The organism is Ligilactobacillus sp. Marseille-Q7487 (genome assembly GCF_949152225.1).
GTDB lineage: Bacteria > Bacillota > Bacilli > Lactobacillales > Lactobacillaceae > Ligilactobacillus.
Map to the genome: position 1 here is coordinate 1,802,160 of NZ_CASCJC010000001.1, position 22,490 is coordinate 1,824,649.

Genomic DNA, 22,490 nt, shown 5'->3' on the forward strand with positions numbered 1-22,490 from the left:
TATCTAATTCTAGTTCAGATGTGTTATAATTTTTATACATGGTTAACCTCTCCCTTATTGGTTTTGTTCAACTTAATATTAGCAAGAGATTAGCCATAAAAAAGGCCCACGCCAATTTTTTGACGTGAGCCTTTTTTTCTATTGAAGCTGAGTTTTTTCCCAGCTCCATTTTTTAGCTAATTATTTTATTTCAACATTTTTCCAAGTGTAAGTACCACCAGAAGAGTTGATGATTAAACCTTTAACATTTGAGCGTACCAACATTGCTTGTTTAGATTGATACAACGGTACGATTCCTTGTTGTTCATTTAGTAGATCTGATGCTGCTATTAAATCTTGCCAACGTTTGGCAGGATCATTAACGTCTTGTTGCCGTGATGCTTCAATTAATTGATCGTATTGACTGTTTTTGTAACGGCCATAGTTATTGGTGTTGTCGCTTGTAAACAAATCAAGATAGGTAATCGGATCAGCAAAATCTGCTCCCCAACTAGAAACCGTGATATCATAATCACCAGCTTCAGCCCGATTTAGTGCTGTTTTTAACGGTACGCTGCTAACATTAACCGTTAAGTTTGGCAATGTTTGTTCAAGTGAACTTTGCAAATATTCATCAACTTTTTTAGCCGTATCCGTGTCTTGAATCAATAAGGTAATTGACACCTTATCTAAACCTAATTCGCTTAGTCCTGTTTGCCATAATTTTTTAGCGTTCTTCTTATTAAAACTCATCCCTTTATTACTAATGGCTTTAGTAAAATCAACACCATCTTGTTGGACTAAACTTTTAGCAACCACCGTATCAATAGCTTGTGCACTACCACCTAAAACCTCGTTGGCCAATTGTTTTTTATTGATAGCAGCTGCGATTGCTTGCCGAATATTTTGATTTTTAAACAATGCCTTGTCTTGGTTAAAATCAATATAATACGTTTGGGATTGTTTACCTACCGTATAACCAGGATCTTTGGTTAAATGTTGTGCTTGTTCAGAACTAAGAGGTGTCATATCTAATTGCTTGTCTTGATACATGTTATAAGATGTTGATGTTGTCTTGTTAACCTTAAAATTAACTGCTTGTAGCTTAACATCTTTTTTATCCCAATAAGCATTATTTTTGACCAATTTCCATGTCAGACTAGAACCACTCCAGCCTTTTAGAACAAATGGACCATTATAAACTATGTATTTGGCTGCTGTACCATACTTTTTACCATATTTTTGTACTGCATCTTGGTTTTGGGGATAAAATGATGGAAAACCTAGCAATAATTTAAAGTAAGGAATATTTTTTTCTAAGGTAATTTCTAATGATGCTTTCCAGTCGCCTTAATTCCAAGTTCTTGTGGTTCTTTTTGTCCTTCCATAATAATTCTTTATTCCATCGTATAAGTAGCAATACTGCGAACCAGTCTTAGGATCAATCGTACGTTGCCAACCATAAACAAAATCTTGTGCAGTTACAGTTTGCCCATTTGACCACTTAGTATTTTTCTTCAAATCAACCTTATATGTCAAACCATCATCGCTTACACTGACCTTTTGTGCCAAAGTAGGTTTAACCTGATTATTTTTTGTATAACGATACAAACCTTCCATACTGTTGTTGATAATGTCAAAACTAGTCGAATCAATCGCCAAAGATGAATCAATCGTCGTCAATTCAGCCCCAGAACTCCAATTTAAGACTTGTTTAGCTTTTTGATCTGCTTGTGCCTTACCGCAGCCTCCTAATACAAAGGCTAACCCACAAAGAACAAGACTTGACTTTAATATTTTTTGAATTTTCATAACCTGACACTATCTTTTATTCTATTTTTATTCATTATAACAAAAGATATTGTTTTATCAAGATTTTTTGCATAAAAATTTATAAAATAAGCATATTTTGTGTAAAAAAATCGGATATCCCACCGAATATCCGACTTTTTATTATTTAATTTGGACATGTTTCCACGTAAATGTCACCCCAGAAGAATCAATGATCAACCCTTTAACGTTTTGACGCAACAACATTGCTTGATTTTCTTGATAAAGTGGCACAATCCCTTGTTGTTCATTTAAAACATCTGAAGCATCGACTAAATCTTGCCAACGCTTGTTTGGATCATTAACATCTTGTGTCTTAGATACTGTAATCAATTGATCATATTGAGCGTTACTCCACTTACCATAGTTGTAAGAATTACCACTGGTAAACATATCTAAAAAGGTAATTGGATCAGCAAAATCAGCTACCCAACTAGAAACAGTAATATCATAGTCACCTTTATCAGAACGATCTAGTGCCGTTTTTAATGGTACATTGCTTACATTTACGCTCAAACCAGGTAAAGCTTGTTCAAGTGCACTTTGTAAATATTCACTTACCTTTTGAGCAGTATCCGTATCACGATTGAGTAAAGTCAACGAAACCTTAGTCAAACCTAGCTCTTGTAGACCTTCTTTCCAGAGTTCTTGTGCTTTTTTCTTGTCGTATTGCATTCCTTTATTAGTGATAGCTTTGGCAAAATCAACACCTTGGTTTTGAGCTAAACCGTTAGCCACTACCGTATCAACCGGCAACGATCCATTACCTAAAATTTCGGTAGCTAGTTGCTTTTTATTAATAGCCGCTGCAATCGCTTGCCGAATCTTTTGATTTTGGAAGATTTTTTTGGTTTGATTAAATTCTAAATAGGTTGTCTGTGATTGCTTATTGATTGTGTAAGCTGGATCGTTTTTCAATTGTTTAGCTTGTTCAAAACTCAAATTTGTTACATCTAATTGCTTGTCTTGATACATGTTATAAGACGTATTAGTTGTTTTGTTAACCTTAAAATTAATCGTTTGTAGCTTCACAGCTTTTTTATCCCAGTAAGTTTTATTCTTAACCATCTTCCAACTTAAGTTTGAGCCGGTCCAATCTTTAACAATAAATGGGCCATTATAGACCATGTATTTAGACGCCGTACCGTACTTTTTACCATATTTTTCTACGGCTGCTTGTTGTTGTGGATAAAATGATGGAAAACCAAGCAATAGCTTAAAATAAGGAATATCTTTTTCTAAAGTAATAACCAATTGATATTTACCTACTGCCTTGATTCCCAAAGTATCTGGACTCTTTTGTCCTTCCATGATTGCGGTAGCATTTTGAATTCCTTCAAATAAATAGCTATACTGCGAACCTGTTTTAGGATCAACCGTGCGTTGCCAGCCATAAACAAAGTCTTTAGCAAGTACTGGTTGCCCATTTGACCATTTAGTATTCTTTTTTAAATCAATTGTATAAGTTAAGCCATCATCACTAACCGTCATCTTTTGAGCCAAAGCTGGTTCAACCTTATTATTTTTCGTGTAACGATACAAACCTTCTTGACTATTGTTAATGATGTCAAAACTTACTGCATCAACAGCCGTAGAAGGATCGATTGTCGTTAATTCTCCGGATTCACTCCAATTAAGAACTTGTTTAGTTTGTCCTGTTTCTTTTTGTTGGCCACAGCCTCCCAACACAAGCATCAGTCCAGCCAAACTCATACCAAAAATTAAAATTTTATGCATTTTCATAACTTTATTACCACTCTTTTTTAGATTTTTATTCATTATAACGGTTAAAGAGGCTAAACGCAAGTTGTTTTTGAATATTTTTTCAAAAAACAGCAATAAAGCTAGTATTTGTTGTATAATTAACTAAACAAATCATGAAATACGGGGGAAATTTATGAAACCATATTTGCATAAAGTTCAATATTATGAAACCGACCGTATGGGAATTACCCATCATTCCAACTATGTCCGCTGGCTTGAAGAAGCACGCGTTGCCTTTTTAGAAGATATCGGTTGGAGCTATGCAACACTCGAACAAAATGGCGTCATCTCGCCAGTTGTTAGCGTTGAATGCAAGTATCTTAAATCTACAACATTTGACGATACAATTTCGATCAGTGTTACAGTTAAAGAATTTAAAGGCGTCAAATTAATCTTAGACTATCAACTCATCAATACTAAGACTAATGAAATTGTATGCCAAGCACAATCTGCTCATTGCTTTACCACCAAAGATGGGAAGCTTTTACGTTTAACCAATTCTCATCCTCAATTTGCACAATGTCTTAAAGATCGCTGTACAAATCAAAAATTCATATGAGTTTTAAAAAAGTACTTGCATTCAACAATATATTTTGTTATGATATCTCTTGTTGATATGATAACAATTTGGGTGGTTAGCTCAGCTGGCAGAGCAACGGACTCTTAATCCGTGGGTCCAGGGTTCGATCCCCTGACCACCCATCATTGACTCGCTTTGGCGGGTCTTTTTTTATCTTAAAAATAAACCAATAAAAGAGTCGTGAAATAACAAAAACATGTTTTTTCACGACTCTTTTTATATAACTAATTGTCATCTTACCAAACAAATAAACCAACAGTTGCAGCTGATAATAAGGAAACTAAAATTCCTGAAACAAGCATCAACCACACATTTTTAGCGATTAATTCGTTCTTTTCTTTGTCAACTAAGCCTTTAAATGCCCCAATAATCATCCCAACAGTTGAGAAGTTAGCAAATGAAGTTACAAAGACTGTTAAACATGCACGATAATGTTCACTAAAGGCTGCTGTTGTGATTGTCTTAGTTACTTCACCCATAACGACAAATTCATTGGTTACCAATTTTTGACCCATATATTGTGCAAATTCAAATGCATCATGTACAGGTAAGCCCATTAACCAAGCAAATGGGAACATGATAACCCCTAAAATATTTTCTAGACTCAAGACTGGTGAAATCAAACCTAACAATTGATCAATCATCGCTGCTAAAGCAACAAAGGCAATAACATTAGCTGTGATAATCAAGATTAAGCGTCCTGCCCCTAAGATAGAATCACCTAAAAATGAGAAGAATGGCTCACGTTCACCTTTTTCATTGACTTGGTTTGCCATTGTAGCAACCGTGTCTTCTTCTTTTGATAATTTAACAGGATTTAACATCGCAGTCACGATTAAAGCATTAATCACGTTCAATGGAATCGCCGTTAAAATATAACGCGCAGGCATCATTTGTGTATAAGCCCCCACGATTGAAGCAGTGATACAGCTCATAGACATCATCGCTAACGTCAAGTTACGTGCTGGACTCATTTGTTTTAATTGCAAACTAGAAACAGCCAATGCTTCTGTATTACCCAAAAACATCATTTCCACAGCGAAAAATGATTCAAATTTCGGTTGACGTGTTAACTTAGATAAACCAAAGCCGATCCATTTGATGATAAATGGTAAGACACCGATGTAAGTTAAAATATCAAACAACGGTACAATTAAAAGAATTGGCATCAAAACAGAAATTACAAAGTCCATGCTCTTGACATTAACCATGCTTGGCAAAGCAAAAGCAATCCCTTTATAAGAGATTTCCACCAATTCATTGAAACCAGCTGCCGCTCCATCGACAATGACGCGCCCAATAGAAAAACTTGTCAAAAACCATGCTAAAAACATGTTAAAGACAACCATAATAATAATTGCACGCCAGTCAATCTTCTTACGGTCACGTGAAAATAACCATCCAATACCTAAGAAAATCAACAAACCTATAATATTAATTGCTAAATACACAAAAATTCCCCTTTCTAGATTTAATTGATATTTAGCTTATTCAAGTATAGCTACTTCAACCGCATTTGTAAACAAAACCCGAACATTATCTTCTTAAATTCAACATACAAATAATTCAATAATGATAACGCTTGCATTTTTAGAAGAAAGCAGTATAATAATAATTGTAAAGGGGTTACAAAATCCTACGGGTAGTCAAAAGAGGTGACTACAAGGTATCAACAGGGATATCTAATTAATAGTGAAACGACTATATTCGCCACAGTCAGAGAATATAGCTTGAAGGGAAATGATAGGATTTATCAACTCCTTGCTTGAATAACCAAAGCTAGTAAGACGTGTTAACGTATCGCCTTATAATGTAAAAGAAGATCGTGAAAGTTATTTGCGGTGATGTAAGGTTGACATGGCTTACTAGTTTTTTTATGCCAAAAAGACGTGCGCTTTGCACGTCTTTTCTTTTTCAGTAACAATTACATTTTGGTTGCTGTGAACCTATATATTATGCCACTAGTAGCTATTCTTGTAGGTGTAGTAATAAAATCGAATTGGGCTTGTGGCTTATTTATGCTGAATATGACTTTCAAATAAAAAAACTTAGAAAATCTAAGTCCTTTTTTTACATCATTTTTTTGACTCAAGAGTAATATAACGTTTAATACCAAAATTATTCATCTTGAATCGACTATAAATTGGCGCTTTTTAAGTTCAATCAATTCATCGCAACTTTTAGCTACCTCTTTTTCATGTGTCACAATGATAACACACTTATTTTGCTGATGTGCTAATTGTTCAAACAATGCCATAACCTCATAAGTATTTTGTTCATCGAGATTTCCAGTCGGCTCATCTGCAACCACTATCGGTGCATCACAACACATTGCACGTGCAATCGCTACTCGCTGTTGTTGTCCTCCTGATAATAATTTGACGTTTTTTAGTGCTAATTGCTCATCGATTCCGATTTTAGCCAACATTGCTAAAGCATACTCTTTGTCTTTGGCATGCTTTGAGCGCGTAATCTGTAAGATGGCCAACACGTTATCCAAAGCCGACATATACTCCAAAAGATTATACGATTGAAAAACAATCGAGACATATTGATTACGATAGTTATTTAAACCGATTTTTTCTAAAGTCTTTCCTTGATAACAGATACGTCCTTTTTTGGGGCAATCTAATCCTGCTAATAAAGCCAACAACGTCGTCTTCCCAGTTCCGCTACTCCCTACAATCACATATGATTTTCCTGCCACAAATTTTAACGTAACATCTTGATATAAAGGATTGTTACAATCATCATACCAATAACTTACTTCTTCAACTGTTAACATTTTTTCACCCCTTATCCTACTAAAATCTTCTTAGGTTGCATCCGTAAGATACCTATTGCACCTAAAATAATTGCTAAAAAGACAATGACTGCACTGACTAAGCTTAACTTAAGCAAGAAAATCACATCAACTTTAACTGCCAATTGGATTTTTTCTTGCTTGATTGGTATCTTTTGTTGACCTTTTTGTGGTACTTGTCTTTGCTTTGTTGGAGCTTGGGTATCTTGATTTGGTCCTTGTGCTTGTTTTTGGAAATTAGTCGTCATGCTTGTTGTTTGTTGTGTTAATAGCTGGATTCCTAACGCATTGGCCACAAACTTTCCTCCGATTCCAGCCAATGCTAAAGCTAAAATCATTAAGGTCAACATTTCAGCTAAAAATTGCGCAATAATCTCATGGCGTTTTTCACCTAACGCCATTAAAATTCCAATCTCATGTCGCCGTTCCCTAACCATTAAAACTACCAATAAAGTTAAGATAATTGTTCCTGCTAAACAAACTAACCAAACAATTTTGTTTGCAAAACTCTTAACATTATTTAACGGAACTTTAATTGCTTGGTAGGCCATGTCGTCAGTACTAATAGTTAATTTATTGGTATTAATCTGCTTTTTAGCAGCCTTGATAAACGTTTTAGCTTTAGTTGGATTCGTCAAATTATAAGTTGCGCTTTGAACCTTACCTTTTTGATTGGTTAAATCATTAATCAAGGTATAAGATGCATAAATCACGTTAGCTGGATCACTCATCATTCCTAGCATCTGTAAACTTGTTGCCTTATAGATACCTACAATCTTTAACTTCTTAGTTTTATCAGTCTCAACTTTAAGCGTATCTCCTACTTTTAAATCATTTTGTTTAGCTAGTTGTTGTTCGATTACGACATTATTACTGTTCTGGTCGTCACTTGTTAATTCGCGTCCAGAAATGATTTTATTGCTTCCATCAGAAAATGACGTTACCAAATTCAACTCCAAAACACCACTGAGTGAAACTTGATTGCTATCTTGTTGTTCACCCATTGCACCACTTGGCCGTTGCATTACCGACATCGAATTCGTTGTTGCGATAACATCAAATGATCTAGCTGTTACCGGCGTTGAATTAGTCAAATTATAACTTTTCACCAATGAATTACGTGCAATTTTTTGCGCCGTCTTGACACTGACTTGTGCTAAATTTAGCTTAGGTTTACTAGACTCTTGTTTTTACTTCGTTTCTTCTTGACGTTGCTGATCTAATTTAGCGAACGCTTTTTGGCGATCGGCTTGTAGAGTCACCATTGCTTCTGCTTGTTTTTTTGCCTCATCAACTGCACTTTTAGCAACACTTTGAATCAAGATTCATGCCAATACAAACAACAAGATTACAGTCAAAATACTTCCCAATAAAAATGAGCGTCCCTTTTTAGCACGTAGACTTAAAAAAGCCCGTTTTAAATAATTCATATCTAACCTCCAGTTTTTTGCTGATTAATAGTTAGCTTATCCGATAAATATGAATAATTTGATACTAAAATACTTTATTTTTAAGAATATTTAGCTAAATTAATTAGCTAAAGTTCATGAATGATTCTTAAATTTTTATTAAATACATTATTTTAAATGGTTTTTTATGGTGAAAATTTGTTAATTTTATAGTTAGATAAATACGTATAAACAAAGGAGTGATTAGCCAATGGAAATGGACGCAGACCCGCATTTATCATGGAGTCTAGTCAAAGATGATGTTTTATATTTCCTAATTGAATAACAAGTTTTTTCTTATCGATAAAACATTGCTTATGTAATTCAAGGAGGAAATTTTTTTAAATGGAACATTATCAAACCAAAATAGCAGATTTAGCTCAAGAGTACCCCAACCAGTCGTTTGAACAAGGCTTAAGCGACCAGCAAGCCCAACAACGCTTGGCTCAAAATGGGCCCAATAAACTGGAAACTAAAACTACCCCTAAATGGATCTTGTTTGTACGCCAGTTTAATAACATGATTACTTATATTTTGCTGCTTGCGATGATTTTAACGTTAACAATGGGGCATCATACCGATGCAATCGTTATCGCATTAGTTGTCATCATCAATGCCATTATCGGTTATTACCAAGAAGCCAATGCTGCTGATGCATTAAGTAAGATTCAACAAATGCTTGCCACCAAAGCTACCGTCTATCGCCAAGATCGACGCTTAGACATCCCAGCCACTGATTTAGTCGTTGGTGACGTGGTGTATTTAGAAGCCGGCGATAGCGTACCGGCCGACTTACGCTTGGTAACAACCGCTAATTTGCGGATTCAAGAATCTGCTTTAACAGGCGAAAGCGATGCAGTAACCAAGACAACCGCAGAACTCTTAGCCGATAAAGTACCTTTAGCCGAACAAACTAACATGGCCTTTACTTCAACAGCTGTAGCCAACGGTTCTGGTTTAGGAGTGGTCGTTGCTGTGGGCAAAGACACCCAGATTGGTCAGATTTCAACAGCTATAGCTGAAACCAAACCTAAATTAACCCCGCTAATGCGCGAAATCAATGGCTTAGGTAAAGGCGTTTCGATTGCTGTTTTGATTGCGGCTGCCTGCTTATTTGTTCTTGGCTTAATCTTTGACACATATTCCGTTTCCGTTTTGGCTTTGGCCGTGGTAACGATGATTGTGGGTTCCGTGCCTGAAGGATTGCCAGCCACAACTTCTGTTATCTTGGCATTAGGGGTTTCTGACATGGCTAAAAATAAGAAAACCATTGTCAAATCTCTACCAGCCGTTGAAACACTTGGCGCTGTCGATGTGATTGCGACCGATAAAACCGGAACACTAACTAAAAACGAGATGACCATGACCGACATCTACACTAAAAAAGACCACTTTACACTTAGTGGTACTGGTTATAAGCCACAAGGTGATTTGTTGGCTGATGGTCACAAAACAACTGCTAATCAAACAGTGCAAACGCTCTTACTTTCAGGATACATTGCCAACGATACCGAACTAGTCCAAGAAAATGGTCAGTTTAACATCAACGGTGAACCGACTGATGGAGCCTTTTTGACAGCTTATCACAAAGTTTTTGCAACGATGAGCGAACCCGAATACGAAACAATCGACATGTTGCCGTTTGATTCCGATTATCGCTATATCGCGCGCTTGGTCAAATTACCAAATCAAACTAAGCCTCAACTCTTTATCAAAGGTTCTCCTGATAAGTTATTTACGATGGCTAAAAACGATCCAACATTTGATGAAAAATATTGGCAACAAAAAGTCGCAGAACTTTCATCTTGTGGCAAACGGGTAGTGGCCGTGGGACAAAAGACCTTAACCTCCCATGAAACAACCATTAGTCACGACCTACTTAACACAGGCATCGATTTTCTAGGAATCGTTGGTATCATCGATCCACCTAGAACCGAGGTCATCGAAACTTTAAAGACGATGAATCAAGCACACGTCGAAGTCAAGATGATTACAGGTGACTCGCCACTCACAGCCAGTGCAATTGGTAAACAACTTGGGTTAGCCCCTGACATTAAGGCTATTACCGGGGCACAATGGGATACTTTGACTCCCGAACAAAAACGTAAAGCCGCCGTTGAAAACCAAATCTTTGCACGAACAACACCAAAAAACAAGCTCGAGATCGTTAAAGCTTTACAACAAAGCGGTAAAGTAACCGCCATGACCGGTGATGGTGTCAACGATGCGCCCGCCCTCAAGGCTGCTGACATTGGAGTTGCGATGGGAATCAAAGGAACCGACGTAGCACGTGATGCAGCCGATATGGTCTTGACCGATGATAATTTTGCGACTCTAGGCCAAGCGATCAAGGAAGGCCGCCGTATCTATGACAACATTAAAAAAAGTATCTTGTTTTTACTACCAACATCTTTTGCAGAAGGCTTAATTATCTTCTTTTCGATTATGTTTAATCAACCAATGCCTCTGCAAGCTACTCAGATGCTGTGGATTAACATGGTTTCAGCAATTACGATTCAGTTTGCGTTTATCTTTGAACCTGCCGAAGCTGGCATCATGCAGCGCCGGCCACGTAAAACCAATCAAGCAATGATGAATCGACATGATGTAATTCAGATGGCTTATGTTTCAGTCTTAATGGCTGTCAGTGCCCTTTTTTCTTATGAATGGCTCCAAAGCCTGGGCGCCGATGCCAAAACCGCTAGCACGATGATGTTAAATATTATTATCATTAGTAAAATTTTTTACTTGTTTAATATCCGTACGCCTAAATTGGCTTTTTCAAAAGAATTTTTCGGCAACAAAAAAGCCTTCTATGTCATCTTTGTAATGTTGTTATTGCAACTAATCCTGACATATGTACCATTTATGCAAGAAGTCTTTTACACGGAACCTTTGACTTTAAACGAATGGTTAGCTGCAATTTTATGCGGTATGTTTGTTTTAGTAATCACTGAAATTGACAAGTTCATTCGTCTAAAAAAACAAGCTTAATCCAAAAAAGCCCCAAAGTAGCATTGCGCTAGTTTAGGGCTTTTTGTCTAGCTACGTTTGCTTTTTTCTCTTAAGGAAAAGTGCTATGATTAAGATAACTTTTACAGGAGGATAATCGTATGCCAAATATCATGACTTGTCGCCAGACACTCGCTGTTACTAGCCATCGCATCTTAGCTAGTGATTTAAATGAACACGAAACCGTCTATGGTGGTCGCTTATTAGAGATGTTAGATGGGACTGCATCAATCTCAGCAAGTCGCCTAGCTCGCAGCCAAGTAGTCACTGCATCGATGGATCAAACAAACTTTATTGCACCATTTGAATTAAACGATTCATTTTGCATCGAAACTTATGTCAGCGGTATCGGCAAACGTTCAATCGAAGTCTTTGCCAAAATCATCGGTGAACATCTTAAAAGTGGTGAACGTTTTATCGGACTGACCGCCTTTTTAACCTTTGTGGCCGAAGAAGAAATAACCTTTACTACCCTTGAAGCGCAGTCAGCCGAAGAAAAGTTTGTTTGCCAAGGTTATCAACAACGCCAACAAGTCCGGATGCAAAATTTGCATCGACAACAACAATTTAATCGCCAACTTAGTTTGAAACATCCGTGGGACTTATAATTTTTTAGGAGTGCTAATCTTACTAGCATTCCTATTTTTTAACAACAAAAAAGGATTGCTTTTTTGCATCAAACAGAAAAGCAATCCTTTTTAATTATTTTATCCAATCAATAGAAATCAGTTTATTTAACAACCATTCCTGGTTTCCAGGTTAGATATCCTTTGTAATCATCAACATGCAAGAGTTTTTGCGCATTTTCGATACGCTCGGTTGTTGGTGGTTCCACACCTTCTAAGCGATACTTGATGCCCATTTCTTTGTACTTGCGCACACCCATCGTATGGTATGGCAAGACTTCGACTTTTTGCACGTTTTTTAAAGTCTTGATGAAATCACTGGTTTGTTCTAGATACATATCGATATCGGTAATTCCTGGCACCAATACTTGGCGAATCCAAACAGGCTTACCAATATCAGAAAGATACGTACACATATCTAAGATATTTTCGTTTGGGAATCCCGTCAATTTTTGATGTTCAGCCGAATTGATATGCTTAATGTCAACTAACAAAATATCAGTCACTTCTAAAAGTTCATTGAACTTGCTAAACCATGGATCACGACGTGTAAATGGCTTACCACACGTATCTAAACAAGTACTGATGCCTAGCTTCTTGCATTTTTTGAACAATTCTAAGGCAAAATCAACTTGTAATAAAACTTCACCACCAGACAAGGTAATCCCACCTTGTTCACCCCAGAAACTTTGATATGACAAGGCCTTTTCTAAAACCTCATCTGTCGTCATCTTTGTACCGACATTTAGCTTCCATGTATCGGGATTATGACAAAACTTACAACGCATGTGACAACCTTGCATAAACACGACAAATCTAATCCCAGGGCCATCAACGGCGCCAAATGTCTCAAACGAATGAATATAACCTTCGACTTGACCATCTCTCATTGGAACCGGATTTAATAGATGTGACTCTGCTTGCGTACTCATAATTCTTAGGCCTCCCAAACTTCTCTTATTGTACTATCACTATAACACATTACATGGAAGTATGGAATGTTCTTGAGATAACGTCATCTTGTTGTTCTTTAGTCAAATCAGCAAAGTATACGCAGTAACCCGAAACACGAATTGTCAATGTTGGGTATTTTTCTGGATGAGCTTGAGCATCTAACAATGTTTCACGATTAAAGACATTGATATTTAAATGATGACCTTCATTTCTCATATAACCACTAATCATGTTTACCAAAGTATCAACTTGTGATTCTTCGTCATGACCAAGTGTTGTTGGTGTTACAGCGAAGGTATTTGAAATACCATCTGTTGCGTATTTGTATGGTAATTTAGATACTGAAAGCAATGATGCCAAAGCACCGCTTGTATCTGCGCCATAAGCTGGGTTAGCACCTGGTGCAAATGGTTCACCAGCTTTACGTCCGTTAGGTGTTGTACCTGTATTCTTACCATAAACCACGTTAGATGTAATCGTCAAAACAGATGTTGATAACTTAGCATTGCGATATAGATGATGTTTGTTCATCTTAGTATATAATGCTTTAACTAACCACTTACCGATTTCATCTGCACGATCATCATTGTTACCATAACGTGGGAAGTCATTTTCAGCCACAAAATCAACTGCCATGCCATCTTCATCACGGATAACTTTAACATGACCATACTTGATAGCAGAAATTGAGTCGGTAGCTACTGAAAAGCCAGAGATACCAGTAGCAAATGTCCGGTTCAAACGGGTGTCTTTCAAAGCTAATTGAGCTGATTCATAGTAGTATTTATCATGCATATAGTGGATAACATTTAAGGCGTTAACATAAACATCTGCTAACCATTCCAACATGTCATCAAATTTCTTCATAAATTCATCATAATCGATGTATTCGGACTTAATTGGTTCATAAGCAGGACCAACTTGTTGCTTAGTCATTTCATCTTTACCACCGTTGATGGTATAAAGAACGGTCTTAGCCAAGTTAGCCCGTGCCCCAAAGTATTGAATACCATCAGCAATTGGTTGTGCAGATACACAACATGCAATACCATAGTAATCTGTACCCCATGTTTTGACCATCAAATCATCGTTTTCATATTGAATAGTTGAACTTTCAATCGAAACACTTGCTGCATAGCGTTTGAATGCTTCAGGCAAGTTTTCTGACCAAAGCAAAGTAATGTTTGGTTCTGGTGCAGAACCCATGTTATGCAAGGTGTTTAAGAAACGATAAGCCGTCTTAGTTACATGATGACGACCATCAAGTCCCATACCTGCTAATGATAAGGTTGCCCAAATTGGGTTACCAGAGAATAATGAATCATATTCTGGTGTCCGGATAAAGGAAACCATTCTTAATTTCATTGTAAAATGATCAACTAATTCTTGTGCTTGTTCTTCTGTCAAAAGACCACGTTCGATATCACGTTGAATATAAATATCGATAAAGGAGTCTACACGACCAATTGACATAGCAGCCCCATTTTGTTGTTTGATAGAAGCCAAGTAACCAAAGTATAACCATTGAATAGCTTCTTTAGCTGTAGTAGCTGGTTTAGAAATATCAAAACCATAAGATGCTGCCATTTGCTTGATTTGATGTAATGCACGAATTTGATCGGTAATCTCTTCACGCATTTGGATAACATCATTTGTCATTTGGCCATCGCCATAGTTTTCAAGGTCTTGTTGTTTTGCTTCAATCAAGCGATCAATTCCGTAAAGAGCGATACGTGGGAAATCAGCTACTAAACGACCACGTCCATATGCATCTGGCAAACCAGTTACAATCTTGTTGTGACGTGCATGGCGAATATTAGCATCATATGCATCAAAGACACCTTGGTTATGTGTCTTAGTTAATTCTGAAAAGATTCGATCGGTTTCAGGATCGATTTGTAAGCCATGAGCTGCCAAAGCGTCCTTAGCCATTCTGATACCACCATAAGGCATCAAAGCCTTCTTAAGTGGCTTGTCTGTTTGTAAACCAACAATTTGTTCTAAGTCTTTATCTAAGTAACCTGGAGCATGCGAAGTAATACTTGAAACAACCTTTGTATCTGCTTCAAGCACACCACCAGCCGCACGTTCTTTTAATTTTAAATCAAGTAATTTGTCATTTAATTTTGTTGTAGCTTGTGTAGGTCCTTGCAAGAAAGATTCATCGCCATCGTATGGTGTGATATTTTGTTGGATGAAATCACGCACATCGATTTCTGATTGCCAATCACCTTTCTTGAATCCATCCCAAGCAGCAAACGTCTTTTCTTCCATGTTTAACATAATAAATTTGACCTCCTTAGGTACTGTAGAAAACAAAACCTATAAAACGCTTTCTTCACTTATTATGGTAAACCCATTCAAAAAAAATTTCAATAAAGAAATATGCACCAAATTGCATTAATAACGATAAATCGCGCACAATGTTTTTATATTTATTAATCTTCTAAATACAGGTATTAAACCCTTTAATTGCGCTAAAAAACTTTTTACTTCAAGCCTCTTTTATTAGATATTTTTTTCACAAGTCCAATAGGTATAGCTCTCTTTTTATACAAAAATCGACATTTTTTGCATAAATAAACACAATAAACTTAAATGATACAAAACCTCAAAAGTGTCTTATTTCACATTTTTTCTATCTGTTCTTCAAAAACCTGTCCTCTTTTTTGAGCAAAATCTACTAAAAGGTGTAGTGCTTCTTCATAATTACAATGTTTTTCCGTCATAACTTTTTGAATCCAAAAGCTTAAGTCTTCCTTAATTAACCCCATTTTGCTACCTCTCCTGTCATTTTTAAACTCTACTGCTTTCAGTGTAGCTCATCTGAGCTTAGAGTTGTTGCCTCGATTTTAAAAAATAAACGATAAAACACACAAATAACATCGATAACATTTAAATAATCCTGTATATAATCAAAAAATAATCATAAATATGCAAAAAAACAACCATTGCTGACTAGCAACAGTGGTTGTTTGTAAATTAATCTCAATAATTAAATATGTGCCCACACATTTTCTAAAACGTTGGTTTGTTGACGATCTGGACCAACAGAGAAAGTTGAAACTTTAACACCTACTAAATCTTGGATACGATGAATATAGTTACGTGCATTTTCTGGTAAGTCTTCTAATGTCTTGCATTGCGTGATATCTTCGCTCCAGCCAGGAAGTGTTTCGTAAATTGGCTTGCATGCTGCTAAGTCCTTTAACCCTGCTGGATAATGATAAATCTTTTCACCATTTAATTCATAGGCTGTACAGATCTTGATTTCATCTAAACCGGTTAAAACATCTAAACAGTTTAAGCAAAGGTTAGTCAAACCTGATACACGTTTGGAATGACGCATCACAACACTATCAAACCAGCCGATACGACGTGGACGCTTGGTTACCGTACCGTATTCATGACCAACTTCACGAATACGATCACCAATTTCATCAAATAATTCAGTTGGGAATGGACCATCACCAACACGTGAAGTATAAGCTTTACATACACCTACAACTTTATCGATTTTAGCTGGTCCAATACCATTACCAATTGTTACCCCACCAGCAACTGGGTTAGAAGACGTTACAAACGGATAGGTACCATGATCGATATCTAACATGTTACCTTGTGCTCCTTCAAATAAAACACGTTTTCCTGCATCCAATGCATCATTTAAAACAACAGACGTATCGGTTACATATTGTTTAAATTCTTGACCGTAAGCATAGTATTCTTCAAAGATTTCTTCAAATTTTAATGGTTCTCCATCGTAATCATAAAGTTTTTCAAATAAACGATTCTTTTCTTCTAAGTTACGACGTAATTTTTCTGCAAAAGTATCTTTATCTAATAAATCGGCAATTCGGATCCCAACGCGTGCAGCTTTATCCATATAGCAAGGCCCGATCCCTTTATTAGTTGTACCAATCTTGTTATCTTTTTTAGATTTTTCTTGCAAGCCATCCAATACAATATGATATGGCAAGATAACATGGGCACGATCAGACACGCGTAAGTTGGCGGTTGAAATGCCACCTTCATTTAAATATTGCAACTCAGCAACCAAAGATTTAGGATTAACTACAACCCCGTTACCAATCACACTAATCTTATCAGAATAAAAAATTCCTGATGGGATTAAACGCAACTTATAAGTTTCACCATCAAATACGATGGTATGACCAGCGTTGTCGCCCCCTTGATAACGTGCGATTACTTCTGCGTCTTGACTTAAAAAGTCTGTAATCTTACCCTTTCCTTCGTCGCCCCATTGGCTACCTACAATAACTACTGATGACATCTCATTCACCTCATTAAATTTCTGCATGCTTTTTTGTGTGTCTTAAAATTTCACACACACCTTGATAATTGTAGCAAATCCAAGGTCGATATTCAAGCAAAAGACGAATATTATCCCAACAAATATACAAGTTTAAAAATATAAACGAACGATCCTATTTAAAAAACAAACATTTCGCCCATTTTCTAATTCCAAGGATCGTATTTTTTAAATGGCCACCAGCTTCGTTGACGTGCTAATTCTTCCATTGCTTTGAGTGTCTTAAAGGCTTCATTCCCAATGGTAATCTTTTCTTTTAAGACTACATCATAAACACCTTTAACGAACTTTTCCATAATAACTTGTGGCGCAATTTGGCGTTCTTTCAAAGCTTGTTGGGCCTGATTTAAGAAAATGTCAATCTTAATATTTGACGGTTGATACTGCTTTTTAAAGACTTCTACAAGCTGATTAGCCTTGGTAGCAATCTCTTTATTTGATTTAATCTTAAACATGCTATCTACCCCTTCATTTCTTCCTAGAAATTATTATCGCACAACTTTGAAAGCGAAATCAAATACAACTACATTTTAAATATAATAAACTTTAATATACACACCTCTATTACGACTTCACACACCCTATGGCCATGGCTAAAACTATGCTAAAATAAAGATAATTAATCTAACTACGAGGTAATAAATATGCAAACAAAAGAAGAATGGATCAAAGCACTTGATTTACAACCACATCCGGAAGGTGGTTACTTCAAAGAAATGCTACAATCTCCACTTCATACAATCGCTTTGGACGGTCAACAAAAACCCCTGTACAGTAGTATTTATTTCATGTTGACACCTGAAAGCCCTTCACATTTTCATCAATTAACTTCCGATGAGGTTTGGTATTACCATGCTGGTGCAGTCTTAACAGTTCATGTCATCAGTCCTGATGGGCAATATTATCAATATAACCTAGGAAATAATCCCGCCAAAGGTCAAGTCTTACAAGCTCTCGTCCCTGCTGGTAGTATCTTTGGATCAACTGTTGAACATGGATTTGCGGTCGTTAGCTGTATGGTCTCACCAGCTTTTAGCTATGAAGATTTTAAATTGTTTGATCAATCAACCTTACTGGCTAAGTTTCCACAGCACAAATCCATCATTAACCGTCTTGCTTATAAAGAAATTCCTCTTCAATAATAAAAAAGGCCCTGTAATTACAGGACCTTTTTATTATTGAGCAGCACTAATTTGAATAGCACCATCTACCAAATCAGCCTTAAGCTCCTTAACATCTTGATGTTCCAAATAATAGTCGGTGATTTCATCGCGAATATTTTGTTCAATAACACGGCGCAATGGTCGTGCACCCATCGCTTCATCATAACCTTCTTCAATCAACCATTCCTTGGCCGTTTCAGAAACTTCTAATTTAATATTTTTCTTAGCTAGCGTTTGGGCCACTTCACTTAACATCAACTCCACGATTTGCGCTAAATCTGTTTTACTCAAATGACTAAATTCAACAATCCCATTAAAGCGATTCAAGAATTCAGGTCGGAAAAATGGTGCCAACTTATCCATTAACACTTGGTCTTTAGCCGCATCACCTAGCAAGGCTTCGTTGCCAAATCCTGCATTTGATGTAGCAATAATAACCGTATTTTTAAAATTAATTACATTACCCTGGCCATCTGTTAAACGTCCATCATCCAAAACTTGTAACAACAAGGTTAAAACTTGTGGGTCAGCTTTTTCAATTTCATCTAACAAGATGATTGCATATGGATTACGCCGAACACGTTCAGTTAAAGTGTTACTGTTGTCGTTATATCCGATATAACCAGCTGTTGTCCCTATTAACTTCGAAACCGCTGTACGATCAGAATATTCTGACATATCCAAACGAATGATGGAGTCTTTACTACCAAATAAATCAAGAGCTAGTTGTTTAGCTAATTCAGTTTTACCTACACCTGTTGGGCCTACAAATAAGAAACTTCCGATTGGTCGATTTCCTTCATCAAACCCAGCTCGATTACGTCTAATCGCTTTAACTACCATCTCTACAGCTTCATCTTGTCCAATAACCTTACCTTTAAGACGGTCATTCATTCCCTTTAGACGTTCAATGTCTGATGCACTCATTTGACTAACAGGAATTCCGGTTAAACGTTCAACCGATTGAGATACATCATTTGGTGTTGCAACAATTTTAGCTTGGACAGTAGCATCTTTGCTTTGCTCAACTAATTTTTCTAGTTGTTCTTTTAGAGCTGCTGCTTTTTCAAAATCTTCATTTTCTGCAGCTTTTTGCTTTTGATCACTAAGCTTCTTGATTTGCTTTTCTAAATCAACTTTGTCAACTACTGGATTTTGAGCAGCTAAGTGAGCAGCTGTCATATCTAACAAGTCAATGGCCTTATCAGGTAAACAGCGTTGTGGGATATATTGGATCGAATAATCAATAGCAGCTTTTAAAACATTATCTGGCAATTCAACATGATGATGCTTTTCATAAAGTGGTTTGATTCCTAATAAAATATCAAATGTTGTCTTAGCATCTGGTTCATTAACCACTACATCATTAAATCTACGAGCTAAAGCTGCATTTTTCATGATTGTATTTCGATACTCATCTTGTGTAGTCGCTCCGATAACACTCAATTCTCCACGTGATAAAGCTGGTTTGATGATATCTGCTAGACCTTTGCCACCTTCTTCAGAACCTGTACTACCGGTTGTCAAAATTTGATGGATTTCATCAAAGAACAAAATGACATTTCCAGCAGCTTTAACTTCTTTAATCAGATTTTGAATATTTTCTTCAAACGATCCCCGATATTGTGTCCCAGCTTCCAAAGCTGATAAATCAATTGAATAAATTTGCTTATCTTTTAAAGCAGCTGGGACGTTGCCTGCTACAATAGCTTGAGCTAACCCTTCAACTACAGCAGTCTTACCAACCCCTGCATCACCAACTAAAACAGGATTATTCTTGGTACGACGGCTTAAAATTTCGGCAGTTTCTTGAATTTCATGTTCTCTACCAATTACTGGATCTAAAAGATTTTCTTTAGCTTCTTTAGTTAAATTGCGTCCTAATTTTTCTAAGATACCACCTTGCTTAATCGCTGTTTGATTAGTGGTTTGGACCGGAATTTCACAATCACTTTGTTGGGGTAATTTGCCAGTAGCACGATATTGTGCAAATTCTTCAGGTGTCATCTTATGCCCATTGACGATATATTGTGCACTTGCTTGATTACCACCCATTTTGTTTAAAACTTCATTGAAGAAGTCGTCCATGTTGTCATTAAAAAATGAATTGGAAAAATTGTTCATAACTTAAAACCCCTCTCTAATTTTACTGCTAAACATAAAAGGCACTTAGCAAATAGCCAGTGCCTTTAACTTGTTTATTTGATTTTCAAATCTGCTAGCTATCTGCTTGTTTAGCTTACGATATTATAATAACACCATTTTAGCACTCTGTCAACATAAGTGCTAAAAAAATAAAATATTTTTCTTATCGAAAAACAGTCGATTTTAACCGACTGTTAGCAGATATTAATTTTTAACGCCTCCAAAAGTTGTAGACATCTCATCATCAATTTGCTGATACTTCCCTTAAAAGCTTCCAGATCTATCCAAGACAGATACTACACCCATTCCCAAGCATTACCGATCATTTGATATAAACCTGAACCATTTGATTCGTAGAACTATATTGATAAAACCATCTTCTTTAATATTCACTAGCAGACACTCTCCTTACCAAATATTGCAACACAAGAGCTGGGAAAAAAGCCAGTCTGGACATAAAAATAGCTGAGCGAATTTTTAAAAATAAAATTGATGGCTCTATAATTTTTAGGACTGATAGAATTTCTAGCGGTCCTAATTTTTTTATAAAAACAAAGTATAAATTTCTAATTATCTTTTTATATTTTCTTAAATGCTCGTAAAGCCTTATTCTATGTGCTTTCGAGTATTTTTACTGTAGGAAGATACTTCACGTTTCTTTGCATATTTCCTCATGTCTTAGCTGTCAGAAGTGGTAAATAAGTAGTAAATTCATTTGTACTACTAAGCAACAAGACGCTCCTGTTGCTTCTCTTTATTCAAGCGTTTCATTTCTGCCATTGCAGAATCGAATGTTGCATGTGCGTAATAGTTCAGCGTCATGGCTATATTAGCATGTCCCATAATGTACTGTAATGCCTTTGGATTCATTCCTGCATTTGCATAGTTGGTACAGAATGTATGTCGCAAACTATGTGGAGTGATGTGTGGCAATTTATCCTCGTTATACTTATTGTATTTCTTAACAAGACCTTTCATCATGCCGTTGTAATCACTTGCCACTTTTGGATAGTTCTTTCTATTAAGAAAGAGGAAATCACTATATCCATCAATCTCAACACGCTTATCATTCTTTCGATTCGCTAACACTCGCTTAAATGCTTGATAGGCTTCTTCAACCATAGGAACTTGACGTTCGCCACTTTTGGTCTTTGGTGTTTCAATGTAGTACCCAATTTCAGTATCTCTCAATAGCTGATGGTCTATATTGACAAGACGATTCTCAAAATCTAAATCTGGAAGTGTCAAACCACCAAACTCTGAAATACGAAGACCTGTTTTTAAGAGTATCAGAATTTCATCATAATTTTTGCTGTAGGTTTTATCAGCTTTTGCAAAGGCTAACAGTTTTTCTTCCTGTTCTTCTGTTAGTACGGTCTTAGGGACAGTATCATCATTCGTTCTACTTTTTCGCTCTCTTTGATTATGAAATTGCATGCCTTTTAGTCCAGCTGATTTCACTTTTTGCATTCTACAAACTGCATAACTCATATGTAAATCGCTCCTTTTTAGGTGGCACAAATGTGAGGCATTTTCGCTCTTTCCGGCAACCACTTCCAAGTAAAGTATAACACACTATACTTTATATTCATAAAGTGTGTGCTCTGCGAGGCTGTCGGCAGTGCCGACCAAAACCATAAAACCTTTAAGACCTTTCTTTTTTTTACGAGAAAAAAGAAACAAAAAAACCTGCCCTCTGCCACCTCAGCAAAGGGGGGTTTTGCTCTCGTGCTCGTTTAAAAATCAGCAAGGGACAGGTAGTATTTTTTGAGAAGATCACTCAAAAAATCTCCACCTTTAAACCCTTGCCAATTTTTATTTTGTCCGTTTTGTCTAGCTTACCGAAAGCCAGA

General features: G+C 36.5%; 15 protein-coding genes, 1 tRNA gene and 3 pseudogenes. 5 read left to right on the plus strand and 14 right to left on the minus strand.

Translation table 11 applies throughout. The features are described 5' to 3' along the window. Positions 1-180 precede the first annotated feature (180 nt). Together QM017_RS08840 and QM017_RS08845 are read right to left on the minus strand one after the other, a co-directional pair. A pseudogene (locus tag QM017_RS08840) lies at positions 181-1,791 on the minus strand (peptide ABC transporter substrate-binding protein). A gap of 141 nt (positions 1,792-1,932) precedes the next feature. Next, a complete protein-coding gene (locus tag QM017_RS08845) occupies positions 1,933-3,552 on the minus strand; it encodes a peptide ABC transporter substrate-binding protein (protein WP_282709527.1) in 1,620 nt (539 codons plus the stop codon). 154 nt (positions 3,553-3,706) lie between these two features. Here QM017_RS08845 and QM017_RS08850 point away from each other — a divergent pair, with 154 nt between their 5' ends. Continuing rightward, positions 3,707-4,132, plus strand: coding sequence for an acyl-CoA thioesterase (locus QM017_RS08850; protein WP_178198135.1), 426 nt, complete (start codon positions 3,707-3,709; stop codon positions 4,130-4,132). A 70-nt stretch (positions 4,133-4,202) separates the two neighbouring features. After that, positions 4,203-4,275, plus strand: a tRNA-Lys gene (locus QM017_RS08855). Between the two features lie 114 nt (positions 4,276-4,389). Here QM017_RS08855 and QM017_RS08860 read toward each other — a convergent pair. From QM017_RS08860 to QM017_RS08875, 4 genes are all read right to left on the minus strand, one after another. After that, the gene (locus QM017_RS08860) at positions 4,390-5,604 is read right to left on the minus strand and encodes a nucleoside transporter C-terminal domain-containing protein (RefSeq protein ID WP_282709528.1); all 1,215 of its coding nucleotides are present in this window, start codon (positions 5,602-5,604) and stop codon (positions 4,390-4,392) included. A gap of 671 nt (positions 5,605-6,275) precedes the next feature. Beyond that, complete coding sequence (locus QM017_RS08865) at positions 6,276-6,938, minus strand: ABC transporter ATP-binding protein (protein ID WP_282709529.1); 663 nt, start codon at positions 6,936-6,938, stop codon at positions 6,276-6,278. Between the two features lie 11 nt (positions 6,939-6,949). After that, a complete protein-coding gene (locus QM017_RS08870; protein WP_282709530.1) occupies positions 6,950-8,065 on the minus strand; it encodes an ABC transporter permease in 1,116 nt (371 codons plus the stop codon). A gap of 81 nt (positions 8,066-8,146) precedes the next feature. Then, positions 8,147-8,278 (minus strand): hypothetical protein, encoded by a 132-nt coding sequence (locus tag QM017_RS08875; RefSeq protein ID WP_282709531.1) that lies wholly within the window; start codon positions 8,276-8,278, stop codon positions 8,147-8,149. 471 nt (positions 8,279-8,749) lie between these two features. On the opposite strand from QM017_RS08875, the gene QM017_RS08880 reads away from it, so the two are divergent. Together QM017_RS08880 and QM017_RS08885 are read left to right on the plus strand one after the other, a co-directional pair. Next, a complete protein-coding gene (locus tag QM017_RS08880; RefSeq protein ID WP_282709532.1) occupies positions 8,750-11,398 on the plus strand; it encodes an HAD-IC family P-type ATPase in 2,649 nt (882 codons plus the stop codon). A 119-nt stretch (positions 11,399-11,517) separates the two neighbouring features. Next, a complete protein-coding gene (locus tag QM017_RS08885; RefSeq protein ID WP_178198140.1) occupies positions 11,518-12,024 on the plus strand; it encodes an acyl-CoA thioesterase in 507 nt (168 codons plus the stop codon). Between the two features lie 122 nt (positions 12,025-12,146). Here QM017_RS08885 and pflA read toward each other — a convergent pair whose 3' ends face one another. From pflA to QM017_RS08910, 5 genes are all read right to left on the minus strand, one after another. Then, on the minus strand, positions 12,147-12,974 hold the full coding sequence (pflA, locus tag QM017_RS08890; RefSeq protein ID WP_178198141.1) for a pyruvate formate-lyase-activating protein: 828 nt from the start codon (positions 12,972-12,974) through the stop codon (positions 12,147-12,149). A gap of 49 nt (positions 12,975-13,023) precedes the next feature. Further along, on the minus strand, positions 13,024-15,279 hold the full coding sequence (pflB, locus tag QM017_RS08895) for a formate C-acetyltransferase (protein WP_178198142.1): 2,256 nt from the start codon (positions 15,277-15,279) through the stop codon (positions 13,024-13,026). 344 nt (positions 15,280-15,623) lie between these two features. Further along, positions 15,624-15,770 (minus strand): hypothetical protein, encoded by a 147-nt coding sequence (locus tag QM017_RS08900; protein ID WP_282709533.1) that lies wholly within the window; start codon positions 15,768-15,770, stop codon positions 15,624-15,626. A gap of 221 nt (positions 15,771-15,991) precedes the next feature. Further along, the gene (locus QM017_RS08905) at positions 15,992-17,290 is read right to left on the minus strand and encodes an adenylosuccinate synthase (protein WP_282709534.1); all 1,299 of its coding nucleotides are present in this window, start codon (positions 17,288-17,290) and stop codon (positions 15,992-15,994) included. A 185-nt stretch (positions 17,291-17,475) separates the two neighbouring features. Then, on the minus strand, positions 17,476-17,784 hold the full coding sequence (locus QM017_RS08910) for a hypothetical protein (RefSeq protein WP_282709535.1): 309 nt from the start codon (positions 17,782-17,784) through the stop codon (positions 17,476-17,478). Between the two features lie 189 nt (positions 17,785-17,973). Here QM017_RS08910 and QM017_RS08915 point away from each other — a divergent pair, with 189 nt between their 5' ends. Continuing rightward, positions 17,974-18,471, plus strand: a complete 498-nt coding sequence (locus tag QM017_RS08915) for a cupin domain-containing protein (RefSeq protein WP_282709536.1) — start codon at positions 17,974-17,976, stop codon at positions 18,469-18,471. A 33-nt stretch (positions 18,472-18,504) separates the two neighbouring features. On the opposite strand, the gene QM017_RS08920 is transcribed toward QM017_RS08915, so the two are convergent. The 3 genes and pseudogenes from QM017_RS08920 to QM017_RS09295 all read right to left on the minus strand — a co-directional run. Beyond that, the gene (locus tag QM017_RS08920; protein WP_178198146.1) at positions 18,505-20,616 is read right to left on the minus strand and encodes an ATP-dependent Clp protease ATP-binding subunit; all 2,112 of its coding nucleotides are present in this window, start codon (positions 20,614-20,616) and stop codon (positions 18,505-18,507) included. Between the two features lie 744 nt (positions 20,617-21,360). Further along, a pseudogene (locus QM017_RS08925) lies at positions 21,361-22,035 on the minus strand (site-specific integrase); the annotation flags it as partial. A 33-nt stretch (positions 22,036-22,068) separates the two neighbouring features. Then, a pseudogene (locus QM017_RS09295) lies at positions 22,069-22,128 on the minus strand (hypothetical protein); the annotation flags it as partial. Between the last annotated feature and the right edge of the window lie 362 nt (positions 22,129-22,490).